Genomic DNA, 16,338 nt, shown 5'->3' with positions numbered 1-16,338 from the left:
CCCGGCAGGACGCCTCCCCCGGCGCGTCGTCGGGGGCTAGCATCGTTCGTCGTCGCCGTGCCTGTGGACGTCGTGGACCATCCCGTGTGGAGAGGTCGTCCGCGACGGGCCGCCGTCGGCGCACCACGGCCCGGCGTCGTGCCGTCAGGACGGGTGCGAGGCGACCGCGCACAGGTGTGGACAAGTATGTGGACAACGGGGGCCGTGCGAGACTCGACCACTCCACGATCGATCAGCTGAGGTAGGACGTTGTCACAGGACGAAGAGCTCGCCCGGGTCTGGGGTCACGTCGTCGCGACCCTCGAGGCGAGCCCCGACATCACGCCGCGGCAGATCGCCTTCGTCCGGCTCGCGCGTCCGCTCGGGCTCCTCGACGGCACGTTGCTGCTGGCCGTCGGCAACGACCTGACGAAGGACTACCTCGAGACGCGCGTGCGGTCGGAGGTCACGGACGCCCTGTCGGACGCCCTCGACCGCGAGGCCCGCTTCGCGATCACGGTCGACCCGGAGCTCGCGAGCGACACCACCCCGTCCCTGCGCGTCGTCCCTCCCGCTCCCCCGGCTCCGCTCGACCGCAACGACGCGTCACCGCACCGTGAGGACGGGTCGGACGAGGCCTCCGACCGGCCCGACCGCCCGGACCTGAGCGTCGTGCACGGCGGGCAGGACGACGACGGCGCCGGTCCCGGCCGGTCCGCGATCGACCACCGCCCGCTGCCGGCGGGCCGCAAGCAGGCGTCGGAACCCGCGCGCCTCAACCCCAAGTACCAGTTCGAGACGTTCGTCATCGGCTCGTCGAACCGCTTCGCTCACGCGGCGGCGGTCGCCGTCGCCGAGGCGCCGGCCAAGGCGTACAACCCGCTCTTCATCTACGGCGACTCCGGTCTGGGCAAGACGCACCTGCTGCACGCGATCGGGCACTACGCCTACAACCTGTACCCAAGCGTGCGCGTGCGGTACGTGAACTCGGAGGAGTTCACGAACGACTTCATCAACTCGATCTCCGAGGGCAAGGCGGGCGCGTTCCAGCGCCGCTACCGCGAGGTCGACGTGCTCCTCATCGACGACATCCAGTTCCTGCAGGGCAAGGAACAGACGATGGAGGAGTTCTTCCACACGTTCAACACGCTGCACAACGCGAACAAGCAGGTCGTGATCACGTCCGACCTGCCGCCGAAGCAGCTGAACGGCTTCGAGGACCGCATGCGGTCACGGTTCGAGTGGGGCCTCATCACCGACGTCCAGCCGCCGGACCTCGAGACGCGCATCGCGATCCTCCGCAAGAAGGCCGGCAGCGAGCGGCTCCAGGCGCCGCCGGACGTCCTCGAGTACATCGCGAGCAAGATCTCGACCAACATCCGTGAGCTCGAGGGTGCGCTGATCCGCGTGACCGCCTTCGCGAACCTCAACCGTCAGCAGGTCGACCTGTCGCTCGCGGAGATCGTCCTCAAGGACCTCATCACGGACGAGCAGACCGCGGAGATCACGGCGACGCAGGTGATCGGCCAGACGGCTGCGTACTTCGGGCTCTCGATCGACGACCTGTGCGGCTCGAGCCGCTCGCGGGTGCTCGTCACGGCTCGGCAGATCGCGATGTACCTGTGCCGCGAGCTCACCGACCTGTCCCTGCCGAAGATCGGCCAGGCGTTCGGCGGTCGTGACCACACGACGGTCATGCACGCGAACCGCAAGATCCGCGAGCTCATGGCCGAGCGCCGGTCGATCTACAACCAGGTGACCGAGCTCACGAACCGGATCAAGCAGCAGAGCCGGGGCTGATCCGCCCTTCCTGTCCGGTTCGTGGCGGATCCGTCCTCACGGTTGTCCACAGTTTCCACAGGTGGCTGGGGATGTTTGTGACGCTGTTCACCCGTTCGGATCAGCGCGCGCGAGCACCGCGCAGAAAAGCACTCTGAACTGCAGCTTCGCGCCGCCGACGCGCCACCCGGTGCGCGCTCGACGTCATCAGCGATGAGACAAGTCTCATCGTCGAATCGATGCGAGAGCCTTGACCGCAACCCTCACGTTCCGGATGAAACATGCATGGGACGAATGTTCACACCTGTGCACACACCTGTGGACGACGGTGGACGACACGCCTCTGCACTGTGGAGGACCCGGCACTCGTCCGTGGATGCCGCGAGGGCCTCTCCGGGACGTCCACGAGCGTCCACCGGGTCACCGGCGCGCCGCCCACAGCACGTCCACACGCCCTCGGCGACCTGACCTGCACGGACGGCCGAGATCCACACCATGCACACGACCGATGACGACGACGAGACTTCTCTCTGCTGATGATCCACACACCGCCGATGGCTGACGGCGGCGGGCCGGGACGCCGATCGGCACGATCGACGCCGCCCGGGCGCTGCACTGCTGGAGAACCTGTCGTCCACACGCTCCTCGGACCTGTACCGAGCGTCGGACCTCTCGCGTAGTGTTCGCGTGATGCCACGGACAGGCCGTGTCGTGCGTGCGACCAGTGCGCTCACGAGGGCCCACCGGCGTCGACGCACGAGCGCCCCACGCCGGAACCGTGCGACGACGCCCCGGGCAGCACTCGAACGACGAAGAGGTGACACATGAGGTTCCGGGTCGACCGTGACGTCCTCGCCGACGCGGTCACGTGGACGGCTCGCAGCCTGCCCACCCGCCCGCCGGTCCCCGTGCTCGCGGGTGTCCGCATCGAGGCCGACACGACCGGCACGATCCAGCTGTCGAGCTTCGACTACGAGGTCTCGGCACGTTCGCAGATCCCGGCCGACGTCTCCGAGCCGGGCACGGTCCTGGTCTCCGGACGTCTGCTCGCGGAGATCTCGCGCGCGCTGCCCGACAAGCCCGTCGACGTCGTCCTCGACGGCACCAAGGTCGTCGTCACCTGCGGCGCGAGCCGCTTCACGCTCCTCACGATGCCCGTCGAGGACTACCCGAACCTGCCGTCGATGCCGGCCACGGCCGGCACGGTCGACGGCGACGAGCTCACGCACGCGGTCGCGCAGGTCTCGGTCGCCGCGAGCCGCGACGACACCCTGCCGCTCCTCACGGGCGTGCGCGTCGAGATCGAGGGCGAGAAGGTCACGCTCCTCGCGACGGACCGTTACCGTCTCGCGCTCCGCGAGCTCACGTGGAAGCCGGCGTCGCCCGACATGTCGACGGTCGCGCTGGTGCGCGCCCGCACCCTCTCCGACGCCGCGAAGTCGCTGGGCAGCGCCGGCTCTGTCACCGTCGCGCTGTCGACGGGCGCCGGCGTGGACCTCATCGGCTTCGAGGCCGGGGGCCGGCAGACGACGAGCCTGCTCGTCGACGGCGACTACCCCGCCGTGCGCCGCCTGTTCCCCGACGAGACCCCGATCCACGCGATCGTGTCGACGCACGCGCTCGCCGAGGCCGCGAAGCGTGTCGCGCTCGTCGCGGAGCGCAACACCCCGATCCGGCTGGCGTTCTCGCAGGGACAGGTCGTGCTCGACGCGGGGCAGGGCGACGACGCGCAGGCGTCCGAGGCGCTCGAGGCGACCCTCGTCGGGGACGACATCACGGTCGCGTTCAACCCGCAGTTCCTGCTCGACGGCCTCGGTGCGCTCGACACGACGTTCGTACGGCTGTCGTTCACGCACCCGAACAAGCCGGTCGAGTTCACGGGGCAGGAGTCGCTGGACGGCGACGACAAGCAGGAGTACCGCTACCTGCTCGTCCCGATCCGGTTCGCGAGCTGACGCGTCGCCGTCGACCCGGCGGCCGCAGGAGCGGACCGCGGGACGGTGCGGCAGAGTGACCGGTGGACGCCGGTCGGCGAGGTCCGGGACACCGGGAGAGGCGAGGGGTCATGCACATCGGTCTGGTCGGTCTGGGCAAGATGGGCGCGAACATGCGGGAACGCATCCGCGCCGCGGGCATCGAGGTCACGGGGTACGACCGCAACCCTGACGTGACGGACGTGCCCTCGCTCGAGGCGCTGGTCGACGCGCTGCCCGCGGGTGAGCGTGTGGTCTGGGTCATGGTGCCGTCCGGTGCGATCACCGACGCGGTCATCCGCGACCTCGGCGGCCTGCTGACCAGCGGCGACGTGGTCATCGACGGCGGCAACTCCTACTACCAGGACGACCAGCCGCACGCGGACCTGCTCGCCGAGAACGGTGTCGGCTTCCTCGACGTCGGCGTCTCGGGCGGCGTGTGGGGACTCAAGAACGGCTACGGCCTCATGGTCGGCGGCGACGCGGACCTGGTCGCGCGCGTGCTCCCGGTCTTCGACGCGCTCCGGCCCGAGGGCCCGCGCGAAGAGGGGTTCGTGCACGCCGGTGCGATCGGCGCCGGCCACTTCGCGAAGATGGTGCACAACGGCATCGAGTACGGCCTCATGCAGGCCTACGCGGAGGGCTACGAGCTCCTGGCCGCGAAGGACCTGGTCACGGACGTGCACGGCACGGTCAAGGCGTGGCGCCGGGGCACGGTCGTGCGGTCCTGGCTGCTGGACCTGCTGGTCGAGGCGCTCGAGGCCGACCCGTCGTTCGGCGAGATCGACGACTGGGTCGAGGACTCGGGCGAGGGCCGGTGGACGGTCGACGAGGCGATCGACCTCGCGGTGCCGGCTCCGGTCATCTCCGCGGCGCTGTTCGCGCGGTTCGCGTCCCGGCAGGAGGAGTCGCCCGCGATGAAGGCCGTCGCCGCGCTGCGCCAGCAGTTCGGCGGGCACGCCGTGAAGCCCGCCGGCACGACGGGTCCGATCAGCGACACCACCCCGGTCCCCGACGCCGCTGTCCCCCCGCACGCCTGACGACGGGCCCCGCCCGCTCGGCGTGCTCGGCGAGCGAGCGCGACCAGCCCTCCGACCCGCGCCGCTCGCCGCGCGCGAGCCAGCCCGGCTCCGGCGCCCCGCGGTGCCGCCGGTGCCCGGCGGCGCCTGACCCGCCTCACCACGACGAAGAGACCTGATGTACGTCGCCCACCTGTCGCTCACCGACTTCCGCTCCTACGCGCAGGTCGAGCTCCCCCTCGACGCGGGCATCACCGCGCTCGTCGGGCCGAACGGGCAGGGCAAGACGAACCTGGTCGAGGCGATCGGGTACGTCGCGACGCTCGGCAGCCACCGGGTGCCGTCGGACGCAGCGCTCGTCCGCTCGGGTGCGAGCCGCGCGGTCGTGCGGACCCGTGTCGTGCGCGATCTCGAGCCGGGGCACCCGCGCGCGACGCTGGTCGAGGTCGAGGTCACGCCGGGCAAGGCCAACCGGGCCCGGGTCAACGGCGGTTCCCCGGGCCGGGCACGCGACATCCTCGGGATCCTGCGCACGGTGCTGTTCGCGCCGGAGGACCTGTCCCTGGTGAAGGGCGACCCGGACGGTCGGCGACGGTTCCTCGACGACCTGCTCGTGCAGCTCGTGCCCCGGTTCGCGGGCACGGTGCAGGACTACGAGCGGGTGCTGCGGCAGCGGTCGGCGCTGCTGAAGACGGCGGGCTCGGCGATGCGGGGGGGACGCGGCACGGCGGACCTGCGGACGCTCGACGTGTGGGACGCGAAGCTCGCGCAGACGGGCGCGGAGCTCGTGGTCGCCCGACGCGCGCTCGTCGCGGCGCTCGCCCCGCACGTCGCGGCGTCGTACGCGCAGGTCAGCGCCGGTCAGGGCGAGGCGGTCGTCACCTACCGTGCGAGCCTGGACGCGGCGCTCGCCGACGAGGGGCGCGGTCGGTCGGGCGACGGCACGGCAGCGTCGGGCGGGCCGGACGCGGCCACGCCGGTCGCGTCGGACGTGCCCGCGACGACGAGCCTGGTCGAGGCGCAGCTGCTCGAGGCGATGGGTCGGCTGCGGACGAAGGAGGTCGAGCGGGGGGTGTGCCTGGTCGGGCCGCACCGCGACGACCTCGTCCTGACGCTCGGCGGTCTTCCCGCGAAGGGGTACGCGAGCCACGGGGAGTCGTGGTCGTACGCGCTGGCGCTGCGGCTCGCGTCGTACACGCTCCTGACCGACGGCGTGCCGGCAGCGCCCGCCGTCGCGACGCCCGCCGCCGTCGCGACGCCCGCCGCCGTGGCGTCGACGGCGGCCGCCACGCAGGACGCGGTCGCCATGGGGTCGACCCCCGGCGCAACGCCGGACGGCGTCCCCGGCGCGGCGCCCACGGGCGACCGTGAACCGGCGACGCCGGCCGGGCGTCCGGGCACGGCCGTCGAGGAGCCGACGACGGACTGGCTCGGTCGCGGCGCGGACTGGGGGCCCGACGGCGAGCCGGTGCTGATCCTCGACGACGTGTTCGCCGAGCTGGACGCGCGTCGTCGGGAGCGGCTGGCCGAGCTGGTCGCCCCCGCACGCCAGGTCCTGGTGACGGCGGCCGTGGCGGAGGACGTGCCGGAGCCGCTCGCGGGCGCGCGTGTGGACGTCATGGGTGGTGAGGTGGCCCGTGTCCTCTGACCGCGGCGACGACCAGGCCGACGACGCCCTGCTCCCCCCGGTCCGCCGCGCCCCGACGGACGGCGCCCCGTTGCGGCAGGTCGTGGACCTCGTCCCGGAGCGGCAGGTCGCGGTGGCGGCGTTGAACCGGGCGAAGGAGGCGGCCCGTGCGAAGGGCATCCGCCCGGGGGACGCCCCTCGCAGGCGGGCGCTGCTCGACGTGAACCCGGGAACGGCGGGGCCGGGGGCGCGCGACCCGCAGGCGGTGGCGGACACGCTCGGGGCGCTCGTGGGGCAGTTCGGCTGGGGGTCCGGGCTCGTGTCGGGCACGGTGCAGCACCGGTGGGCGGACCTCGTCGGGCCGCAGGTCGCCGAGCACTGCACGTACGTGTCGCTCGAGGCGGGCGTGCTGACCGTGCAGGCGAGCTCGACGAGCTGGGCGACGAACCTGACGTGGGCGGTGCCGACGATGCTGCGCCGGTTCGCGGAGGAGCTGGGCGAGGGCGTCGTGTCGGAGATCACGGTGCTCGGGCCGTCGGGTCCGGGGTTCGGCCGGGGCAAGCGACGCGTGGCCGGGAGAGGACCGCGGGACACGTACGGCTGACGCGCCGACGACCGTCGCGGAGCGCCCGCACGTGCGTCGTCACGGAACCTGCCAGAACTTCCCTCCCCCGCCGACGTCGACACGAGGGGTAACGGGCCGGGGTCCAGGTAGACTGTGAACGTCAATTCTGGCGCGCTTGCGCCGGTACCAGAGCCGAGAACTCCAGTCTCCTGGGGTGATCCGCCCTCCGAGGTCCTTGGCGGGGCGCTCTGTCGCGTGTGAGAGCTTGAGGAGTACATCCGCCCGTGGCCGACGAGAGCACGACCCCGCCCAGCAGCCCGAACGGCGCCGGCGGGTACGACGCCAGCGCGATCACGGTCCTCGAAGGGCTCGAGGCTGTCCGCAAGCGGCCCGGCATGTACATCGGCTCGACCGGTGCCCGCGGACTGCACCACCTGGTCTACGAGGTGGTCGACAACTCGGTCGACGAGGCGCTCGCGGGGTACTGCGACGCGATCGAGGTGACGCTGCTGGCCGACGGCGGCGTGCGCGTCGTCGACAACGGCCGCGGCATCCCGGTCGAGCTGCACCCCACCGAGGGCAAGCCGACGCTCGAGGTCGTCATGACGATCCTGCACGCGGGCGGCAAGTTCGGCGGCAGCGGGTACGCGGTCTCGGGCGGTCTGCACGGCGTGGGCATCTCGGTCGTCAACGCGCTGAGCAGCCGTGTCGAGTCCGTCGTGAAGCGCGACGGCTACGCGTGGGAGATGGACTTCGAGGACGGCGGCAAGCCGACGGGTCCGATCCGCCAGGGCGAGGCGACGACCGACACGGGCACGAGCCAGACGTTCTGGGCCGACTCGACGATCTTCGAGACGGTCGACTACGACTTCGAGACGCTGCGCTCGCGCTTCCAGCAGACGGCGTTCCTCAACAAGGGCCTGAAGATCACGCTCACCGACGAGCGGCCGCAGCACACCGGCACCGAGGACGAGGTCACGGACGCCGAGCCGGCGCAGGACGAGGACCAGCCCGTCGACGCGCCGCAGCACCGCACGGTCACCTACAAGTACGACGGCGGCCTCGTGGACTACGTCGCGCACCTCAACGCGGCGAAGAAGGTCGAGCTCGTCCACCCGGACGTCATCGAGATCACGTCGGAGGACACCGAGCGCCGCATCTCGGTCGACATCGCGCTGCAGTGGACGAGCGCGTACTCGGAGTCGGTGCACACGTTCGCGAACACGATCTCGACCACCGAGGGCGGCACGCACGAGGAGGGCTTCCGGGCGGCGATGACGTCGCTGATCAACCGGTACGCCCGCGACAAGAACATCATCAAGGAGAAGGACGAGAACCTCACGGGTGACGACATCCGCGAGGGCCTCACGGCCGTCATCTCCGTCAAGCTCGGCGAGCCGCAGTTCGAGGGCCAGACGAAGACGAAGCTCGGCAACACCGAGGCGAAGACGTTCGTGCAGAAGGTCGTGAACGAGCGGCTGGGCGACTGGCTGGACTCGCACCCGAACGAGGCGCGCGACGTCATCCGCAAGTCGATCCAGGCGGCCGCCGCGCGCATGGCGGCCCGCAAGGCCCGTGAGGCGACGCGCCGCAAGGGCCTGCTGGAGTCGGGGGGCATGCCCGGCAAGCTCAAGGACTGCCAGAGCAACCGGCCGGAGGAGTGCGAGGTCTTCATCGTCGAGGGCGACAGCGCCGGCGGTTCCGCCGTGCGCGGTCGCAACCCGCGGACGCAGGCGATCCTCCCGATCCGCGGCAAGATCCTCAACGTCGAGCGCGCGCGCCTCGACCGCGCGCTGGGCAACCAGGAGGTCCAGGCCCTCATCACGGCGTTCGGGACGGGCATCGGCGAGGACTTCGACCTCGCCAAGCTGCGGTACCACAAGATCGTGCTGATGGCCGACGCGGACGTCGACGGCCAGCACATCCGGACCCTGCTGCTCACGCTGCTGTTCCGCTACATGCCGGAGCTCATCACGCAGGGGCACGTCTACCTGGCGCAGCCCCCGCTGTACCGGATCAAGTGGTCGAACGCGGACCACGACTACGTGTACTCCGACCGTGAGCGCGACGCGTACGTGAAGGACGGCCTGGAGGGCGGCAAGCGGCTGCCCAAGGAGAACGCGATCCAGCGCTACAAGGGTCTCGGCGAGATGGATTACCAGGAGCTCTGGGAGACCACGATGTCGCCCGAGCACCGCACGCTGCTGCAGGTCTCCCTCGACGAGGCCGCCGCGGCGGACGAGATCTTCTCGGTCCTCATGGGTGAGGACGTCGAGTCCCGCCGCTCGTTCATCCAGCGGAACGCGAAGGACGTGCGCTTCCTCGACATCTGACGGAGCCGCGCCGCGCCGGCCGCCACGAGGCAGCGCGCCCGCCCCCACGTCCTCCCCCGCCGCACGACAGAAGGAACCCCGTGACCGAGACCCCGGACCAGATCGAGCACGGCCGCATCGAGCAGGTCGACCTCCAGCTCGAGATGCAGCGGTCGTACCTCGACTACGCGATGTCCGTCATCGTGGGCCGCGCGCTGCCCGACGTGCGCGACGGCCTGAAGCCGGTGCACCGTCGCGTGCTGTACGCGATGTACGACGGCGGCTACCGCCCGGACCGCCAGTTCTCGAAGTGCAGCCGCGTCGTCGGCGACGTCATGGGCAAGTACCACCCGCACGGCGACTCGGCGATCTACGACGCGCTGGTCCGTCTGGTGCAGGACTGGTCGCTGCGGTACCCGCTGGTCGCCGGCCAGGGGAACTTCGGCTCCCCCGGTGACGACCCGGCCGCCGCGCCGCGGTACACCGAGTGCAAGATGGCCCCCCTCTCGATGGAGATGGTGCGGGACATCGACGAGGACACGGTCGACTTCGGCGACAACTACGACGGCCGCACGCAGGAGCCGCTCGTCCTGCCCAGCCGGTTCCCGAACCTGCTGGTCAACGGCTCGGCGGGCATCGCGGTCGGCATGGCGACGAACATCCCGCCGCACAACCTGCGCGAGGTCGCCGACGGCGTCCAGTGGTACCTCGAGCACCCCGAGGCGACGAAGGAGGAGCTCCTCGCGGCGCTGCTGCTGCGGATCAAGGGCCCGGACTTCCCGACGGGCGCGACGATCCTCGGTCACCGCGGCATCGACGAGGCGTACCGGACGGGCCGCGGCTCGATCACGATGCGCGCGGTCGTGAACGTCGAGGAGATCCAGGGCCGCATCTGCCTGGTCGTCACCGAGCTGCCGTACCAGGTGAACCCCGACACGCTCGCGAAGAAGATCGCGGACCTCGTCAAGGAGAACCGGGTCTCGGGCATCGCCGACATCCGCGACGAGACGTCGGGCCGCACCGGCCAGCGCCTGGTGATCGTGCTCAAGCGCGACGCCGTCGCGAAGGTCGTGCTCAACAACCTCTACAAGCACACGCAGCTGCAGGACACGTTCGGCGCGAACATGCTCGCGCTCGTCGACGGCGTCCCGCGCACGCTCAGTATCGACGCGTTCGTGCGGCACTGGACGACGCACCAGCTCGAGGTCATCCAGCGGCGCACCCGGTACCGGCTGCGCAAGGCCGAGGAGGCCATCCACCTCTACCGCGGGTACCTCAAGGCGCTGGACGCGCTGGACGAGGTCATCGCGCTCATCCGCCGCTCCCCCGACGCCGACCAGGCGCGGGCCGGCCTGATCGAGCTGCTCGACATCGACGAGCAGCAGGCGCAGGCCATCCTCAACCTCCAGCTGCGTCGGCTCGCGGCGCTGCAGCGCCAGGAGATCATGGAGGAGCACGCGAAGCTCGAGGCGCAGATCGTGGAGTTCAACGCGATCCTCGACTCCGAGCAGCGCCAGCGCGACATCGTGAGCTCCGAGCTCAAGGCGATCGTCGACAAGTACGGCGACGAGCGGCGCACGACGATCCTCCCCTTCGACGGCGAGGTGTCCGTCGAGGACCTCATCGCCGAGGAGGAGATGGTCGTCACCATCACTCGCGGCGGCTACGCCAAGCGGACACGGAGCGACAACTACCGGGCGCAGCGTCGTGGCGGCAAGGGCGTGCGTGGCGCGCAGCTGCGCGAGGACGACATCGTCGACCACTTCTTCGTCACGACGACGCACCACTGGCTGCTGTTCTTCACGAACCTCGGCCGCGTCTACCGCGCGAAGGCGTACGAGCTGCCCGAGGGCGGCCGTGACGCGAAGGGTCAGCACGTCGCGAACCTGCTGGCGTTCCAGCCGGGCGAGACGATCGCGCAGGTCCTCGACGTGCGCAACTACGAGCAGGCCGAGCACCTGGTGCTGGCGACGCAGCGCGGCCTCGTGAAGAAGACACGTCTGACGGAGTACGACTCGAACCGTTCGGGCGGCGTCATCGCGATCAACCTCCGCGAGGACGACGAGGGCAGGCCCGACGAGCTCGTCGCCGCGCGCCTCGTCAACTCCGACCAGGACCTGATCCTCGTGTCCCGCAAGGGCCAGTCGGTGCGGTTCACCGCGTCCGACGAGGCGCTGCGCCCCATGGGTCGTGCGACGTCCGGCGTCACCGGCATGAAGTTCCGCGACGACGACGAGCTGCTCGCGATGGACGTCGTCCGCGAGGACGCCTTCCTCTTCACGGTGACCGAGGGCGGCATCGCGAAGCGCACCGCCCTCACGGTCGAGAACTACCGGCAGCAGGGACGTGGCGGCCTCGGCATCAAGGTGGCCAACCTGCCCGAGGCGAACGGCGACCTGGTCGGCGCGCTCGTGACCGACACCGACGACGAGGTGCTCGTCATCATGGAGCGCGGCAAGATCGTGCGCTCCGCGACGAGCGAGGTGAACGCGACCGGCCGCACCACGCAGGGTGTGATCTTCGCGAAGCCCGACGCGGGCGACCGGATCATCGCCGTCGCCCGTAACACTGAGCGACACCTCGGTGAGGATGCCGGTACCGTGGGCGGCGAGAACGGCCAGGGATCCGACGAACCGGACGCCTCGGGGGCCCCCGGCGCGGACGACGCGACCGGTGAGCAGGCCGTCGCCGACCAGTCCTCGGAGGACGCATGACCGACTCCACTCCGCCCTCGATCCCGCCGCGCCTGCGGCCGACGACCCCGACCACGGCACGTCCGGGGACGTCGTCGGGTGCGAAGTCGACCGCGAAGTCGCCCACGGCGGCACGCAACGGCCGCAGCCGCACGGAGTCCGCGTCGTCGGCGCCGAAGGCCGTCAGGCCCGCGCCGGCCGACGAGAAGCCGAGCAGCGAGACCGACGGCGTGTCGACCCCGAAGCGCGACGAGCCCCCGTACCGTGCGTCGGCAGGGGTCCCTCCCCGCACGTCCGCGTCGACGGCCGCCTCAGCGTCCGACGAGGGCGAGCAGCCCTCGCCCCTCATGGTGGCGGTCGACACCGCGACCGTGTGGTTCAAGAAGGCGGCCGGCGCGACCAGCGCCGCGTTCGCCTCGGTCACCCGACCCCGTACCGAGGACCCGACCATGAGCAGTCCGGCACCGGCCCCCGCGGCCGCCACGTCCCCGACGGCGGCGCGCACGTCGACCCGCCCTCCCGCGACCGGCGCGACCTCGCAGGTCCGGCCCGCGACGGGCCGCATCCCGACGGTCGGCGGCCCGCGCCGCGTGCGGCTCGCGGTGTCCCGGATCGACCCGTGGTCGGTCATGAAGCTGTCGTTCCTGCTGTCCGTCGCGATCGGGATCATGATCGTCGTCGCGGCGGCCGTGATCTGGCTGACGCTGGACGGTCTGCACGTGTTCACCGAGGCCAACAACCTCGTGAAGCAGATCACGGGCGAGGAGAGCTCGATCAACATCCTCCAGTACGTCGAGTTCCGGCGGGTGGTCTCGGGTGCGACCCTCATCGCCGTCATCGACGTCTTCCTGCTGACCGCGCTGTCGACCATCGGCGCGTTCCTCTACAACATCGTGGCGGCGCTCGTCGGCGGCGTGCACGTCACCATGACCGACGAGTGACCTCCACCACCGGCTGACCGCTGCCGCGGGAGCCGGTTTGGGCGGGACACCTCGGCTGGGGTAGTCTCGTCCGGCGCGCAGCGCACGTGTTCGCACGTGCGGAAGCGACACGGGCCTATAGCTCAGACGGTTAGAGCGCTTCCCTGATAAGGAAGAGGTCACAGGTTCAAGTCCTGTTAGGCCCACTCCCGACCCGTGGGGGATCCGATGAAGAAGCTCCTGCTCGTGGTGGCGGTCGCCGCCGTCGGTTACGTCCTCTGGCAGAAGTACCAGCAGGACCAGGACGAGCGGGACCTCTGGTCCGAGGTCACCGACACCTTCGAGTGACCGCCTCCCCCACGTGATCGCCGCCCCCCGGGCGGCACCGGGGGCCATGGCGCAATTGGTAGCGCACCTGCTTTGCAAGCAGGGGGTTAGGGGTTCGAGTCCCCTTGGCTCCACACGCGAACGAAGGGCCGCCGACACGTGTCGGCGGCCTTTCGTCGTCCTCAGACCAGACGGATTGGCTCCGGTTCGGTGTAGATCAAGAAGTTGTCGATGTACCTCTTGTTGATCATGACCTTCAGCGCGCGCTCAGCACCGTCGGGCTGCTGCCCCTGCCGGAAGCTTCCGAGGACCACCTCGAAGTTCGCCGCGTTGACCTCCAAAATCATCATGCGCTGGAACCTCACCGACTCCTTGAACTTGCGCGCGTAGGAGAGCGGGTCGAACTCCTTGCGACCCTTGTGCCCCACCGACCGCCGCCACTCGTTCCAGGCGATCGTCGCGACATCGCCGTTGTCCCGAGAGTGCTTGGTCGTGTGCTCGTAGATGACGTACCAGAACCGCCCGTACTCCTCGACGCACCGCCTGATGTCGTCCGCGTCGTTCCCGGGCGACTCATGCTTGACGATGTCGGACGCCTTCAGGTCGCCGTAGTAGTCGACCGAGAGTCGGCTGCGGAAGACGAGGTCGAAGTCGTACCGTCCTCTCCGCTTGTCTTTCTGGAACTCGACGAGGTGCAGCATCGAGCCTGCCCGTACGAAGGCGTCGAAGCGGTACTCGAGATAGAAGCCTGGCCACTCCGCCTGGAACCGGTCCGGCCATCCCGCGGCGTGCATGTCCTGCACCGCCTCGAGCGCCGCGATCTCGCACCCGTCCAGCAGCTCCGCGTTGAACCTCCTGAAGACCTCGAGCCTCGGGTCCTCCGGGGCGACCCCACCGAGCAGGTAGCGGCTCAGCTCGTCGTCCCGGACGCTCGTCAGGTGGTTCCCGTTACGGTCGACGCGGGAGAACTGACCGACGACCTGTGCCTGGTGCAGGTCGTTGGTCGCCACATGCGCGGCCGAGTTGTTCGCCTTGCGGAGCACGTAGGTGCTCGGGTCGAAGTCGACGAAGATCGTGACGTCGCGGTAGTTGTAGATCCCGACGAACCGCACGACGAGACCCTCAGCCCGAGCGCGCGCCTCCACGGTGAGCCAGCGCTTCGGGATCTGGATGCGCTTCTTGAACGCGGGCCAGGGGTTGCCGAGATGAGTGATCTGCTTCTTCAGGATGATCTGGTCGCGGTACCTGACGACGCGTTCTCCGGCGAACGTCTCGACGACGGCGCCCGGCAGAGCGGTCAGGAGGAGATCGTCCTTGCGGCCGTTCGAGAGTCTCGTGTCGACGTCGTGGATCAGCTCTCCGTCCCGCCCGATCTGGTCGACCACGACGGACCCCATGACGCCTCCCAGCCTGTCCTGGCACGCATCCGGTGCCCGTGCACCACGACGATGCCTGACCTGCGGACAGACGCTAGCAAGCGACGCGCCGACGCCAGCCTCGGCTGGCCGAGCTCGTCTCGCGCCGGATGTCGGACGGGCAAGCTAAGCTGTCCGAGCTTGGGCCGCGCGCCGAGTTGCGCGCCGGGTGTCCGAGCTGTCAAGCTTCGAGGATGGAGATCGGATGAGCACGGCGAGTGCGGCGTTCAGGTACATCGACCTGTTCGCCGGCATCGGGGGCTTCGCTGCGGCGCTGGAGGCCTTCGGGGGCGAGTGCGTCTACTCCGTCGAGATCGACCCCGCCGCGTCCAGGGTCTACGAGCGCAACTGGGGCCACTCTCCGCTCGGAGACATCACGAAGGACGCGAACGACGTCACCATGAACGTCCCTCCGCACGACGTCCTGGCCGCAGGCTTCCCGTGCCAGCCGTTCTCGAAGTCGGGCGCGCAGCGTGGCATGGAAGAGACGCGGGGCACGCTCTACTGGAACATCCTCAAGATCATCCAGGCGCACCACCCGACGATCGTCATGCTGGAGAACGTCCGGAACCTGGCCGGCCCGCGGCACAAGCACGAGTGGGACGTGATCATCCAGACCCTCCGTGCTGAGGGCTATCGAGTCTCGGAGAAGCCCGCAGTCTTCTCGCCGCACCTGCTGCCGTTGGAGCGAGGCGGACGTCCTCAGGTTCGTGAGCGCGTGTTCATCACGGCGACCTACGACCCGGACGGCGTCCTCGACGGCGTGGTCGCGAGGCCGCCGCTGGAGCATGTCTCTCTCCGTGGAGGCGAGGAGTGGGATCTCTCCGCCGACCTCCCGCTCGACGACCGCGTCGTGCCAGGGACAGCCCTCACTCCCGACGAGGTGGAGTGGATCGACGCCTGGAACGACTTCGTGACGACCATGTGGCCCGTCGTCCGCGCCGCGCACACCGACACGCAGCGGGAGGCGACGCTGCCCGGCTTCCCGATCTGGGTCGACCGCTGGATCAAGTCGGAAGAGCTCGAGGCGTGGGCTGCCGGTGCTGCACGGATGCCGTACCGACACCAGGTCGACCTCCCCGACCGGTGGGAGGACGTCCCCGCCTGGAAGCAGGCCTTCCTCGTCAAGAACGCCTGGTTCTACACGCGCTACAAGGCGCAGCTCGACCGGTGGCTCGAGCGCCACGACGTCGCGTCGTTCCCCGCGTCACGGAGGAAGCTCGAGTGGCAGGCTCAGCAGACCGAGACGCTGTGGGACTGCGTCCTCCAGCTGCGACCGTCGGGTATCCGCGCCAAGCGGCCGACGCACCTGCCCGCGCTCGTGGCGATCACGCAGACCTCGATCATCGGCCAGCATCGCCGACGGCTGTCGACGAAGGAGGCCGCACGCCTCCAGGGGTTCCCGGACAACTTCGACTTCGGGGTCCAGACCGACGCGGCGACGTACAAGCAGCTGGGCAACGGCGTGAACATCGGTGCGGTGTGGAACATGCTCCGGGCGCACGCCGAGCGCGACAGGGCGATCCTCCAGACGACCCGTCAGGGCCGTGACCTTTACAGGGCCATCGTCGAGGAAGCACCGTCGAGCCCCGACGAGCGTCTCGAGCGCGTCGTCGAGGCTGGCCAGCGACGCTACGCCGACTCGATGCTCCGGGCAGTCGCCGTCTGACGGGCAGCGCAAGTCGTGGAGTTCTCACCTCCTGTCCCCCAGCGCGTGCCCGCACACCCG

General features: G+C 70.2%; 11 protein-coding genes and 2 tRNA genes. 12 read left to right on the top strand and 1 reads right to left on the bottom strand.

The window, feature by feature from the left end:
• The first annotated feature begins 249 nt into the window (after positions 1–249).
• The 11 genes from dnaA (at position 250) to GXP71_RS16500 (ending at position 13,328) form a co-directional block, all read left to right on the top strand.
• Positions 250–1,779, top strand: coding sequence for a chromosomal replication initiator protein DnaA (dnaA, locus tag GXP71_RS16545; protein ID WP_162353540.1), 1,530 nt, complete (start codon positions 250–252; stop codon positions 1,777–1,779).
• 803 nt (positions 1,780–2,582) lie between these two features.
• Positions 2,583–3,713: a DNA polymerase III subunit beta gene (dnaN, locus tag GXP71_RS16540; RefSeq protein WP_162353539.1), complete on the top strand. Its 1,131-nt coding sequence runs from the start codon at positions 2,583–2,585 to the stop codon at positions 3,711–3,713.
• 110 nt (positions 3,714–3,823) lie between these two features.
• Complete coding sequence (gnd, locus tag GXP71_RS16535) at positions 3,824–4,771, top strand: phosphogluconate dehydrogenase (NAD(+)-dependent, decarboxylating) (RefSeq protein ID WP_162353538.1); 948 nt, start codon at positions 3,824–3,826, stop codon at positions 4,769–4,771.
• Positions 4,772–4,928: 157 nt separating this feature from the next.
• Positions 4,929–6,398 carry a DNA replication/repair protein RecF gene (recF, locus tag GXP71_RS16530; protein WP_162353537.1) on the top strand — a complete coding sequence of 490 codons (1,470 nt, stop codon included), beginning with the start codon at positions 4,929–4,931 and terminating at the stop codon, positions 6,396–6,398.
• The gene (locus GXP71_RS16525; RefSeq protein WP_162353536.1) at positions 6,388–6,981 is read left to right on the top strand and encodes a DUF721 domain-containing protein; all 594 of its coding nucleotides are present in this window, start codon (positions 6,388–6,390) and stop codon (positions 6,979–6,981) included. Before recF ends, GXP71_RS16525 begins: the two co-directional genes overlap by 11 nt.
• Positions 6,982–7,226: 245 nt before the next feature.
• Positions 7,227–9,275 (top strand): DNA topoisomerase (ATP-hydrolyzing) subunit B, encoded by a 2,049-nt coding sequence (gene gyrB, locus GXP71_RS16520; RefSeq protein ID WP_162353535.1) that lies wholly within the window; start codon positions 7,227–7,229, stop codon positions 9,273–9,275.
• Between the two features lie 80 nt (positions 9,276–9,355).
• Positions 9,356–11,968 carry a DNA gyrase subunit A gene (gene gyrA / locus GXP71_RS16515; RefSeq protein ID WP_162353534.1) on the top strand — a complete coding sequence of 871 codons (2,613 nt, stop codon included), beginning with the start codon at positions 9,356–9,358 and terminating at the stop codon, positions 11,966–11,968.
• Positions 11,965–12,888, top strand: coding sequence for a DUF3566 domain-containing protein (locus GXP71_RS16510; protein WP_162353533.1), 924 nt, complete (start codon positions 11,965–11,967; stop codon positions 12,886–12,888). Before gyrA ends, GXP71_RS16510 begins: the two co-directional genes overlap by 4 nt.
• Before the next feature lie 111 nt (positions 12,889–12,999).
• Positions 13,000–13,073: transfer RNA gene (locus tag GXP71_RS16505), tRNA-Ile, on the top strand.
• Between the two features lie 22 nt (positions 13,074–13,095).
• On the top strand, positions 13,096–13,215 hold the full coding sequence (locus tag GXP71_RS20440; protein ID WP_210728157.1) for a DLW-39 family protein: 120 nt from the start codon (positions 13,096–13,098) through the stop codon (positions 13,213–13,215).
• A 40-nt stretch (positions 13,216–13,255) separates the two neighbouring features.
• Positions 13,256–13,328 (top strand) — tRNA-Ala (locus GXP71_RS16500).
• Between the two features lie 48 nt (positions 13,329–13,376).
• Here GXP71_RS16500 and GXP71_RS16495 read toward each other — a convergent pair.
• Positions 13,377–14,579 (bottom strand): hypothetical protein, encoded by a 1,203-nt coding sequence (locus GXP71_RS16495; RefSeq protein ID WP_238402467.1) that lies wholly within the window; start codon positions 14,577–14,579, stop codon positions 13,377–13,379.
• A 235-nt stretch (positions 14,580–14,814) separates the two neighbouring features.
• Here GXP71_RS16495 and GXP71_RS16490 point away from each other — a divergent pair, with 235 nt between their 5' ends.
• Positions 14,815–16,278 carry a DNA cytosine methyltransferase gene (locus tag GXP71_RS16490; RefSeq protein ID WP_162353531.1) on the top strand — a complete coding sequence of 488 codons (1,464 nt, stop codon included), beginning with the start codon at positions 14,815–14,817 and terminating at the stop codon, positions 16,276–16,278.
• Positions 16,279–16,338 lie beyond the last annotated feature (60 nt).

It is taken from the genome of Cellulomonas sp. H30R-01 (assembly GCF_010119915.1).
In the GTDB taxonomy this organism is placed as follows: domain Bacteria; phylum Actinomycetota; class Actinomycetes; order Actinomycetales; family Cellulomonadaceae; genus Cellulomonas; species Cellulomonas algicola.
Note: the sequence above shows the minus strand (reverse complement) of the source record. Positions and strands in the feature narration are given on the sequence as shown.

What these genes read in the sequence shown, in the direction of transcription:
- GXP71_RS16490 (WP_162353531.1), top strand. Translation starts at nt 14,815, where the DNA reads ATGAGCACGGCGAGTGCGGCGTTCAGGTACATCGACCTGTTCGCCGGC.
- GXP71_RS16510 (WP_162353533.1), top strand. Translation starts at nt 11,965, where the DNA reads ATGACCGACTCCACTCCGCCCTCGATCCCGCCGCGCCTGCGGCCGACG.
- recF (WP_162353537.1), top strand. Translation starts at nt 4,929, where the DNA reads ATGTACGTCGCCCACCTGTCGCTCACCGACTTCCGCTCCTACGCGCAG.
- dnaN (WP_162353539.1), top strand. Translation starts at nt 2,583, where the DNA reads ATGAGGTTCCGGGTCGACCGTGACGTCCTCGCCGACGCGGTCACGTGG.
- GXP71_RS20440 (WP_210728157.1), top strand. Translation starts at nt 13,096, where the DNA reads ATGAAGAAGCTCCTGCTCGTGGTGGCGGTCGCCGCCGTCGGTTACGTC.
- gnd (WP_162353538.1), top strand. Translation starts at nt 3,824, where the DNA reads ATGCACATCGGTCTGGTCGGTCTGGGCAAGATGGGCGCGAACATGCGG.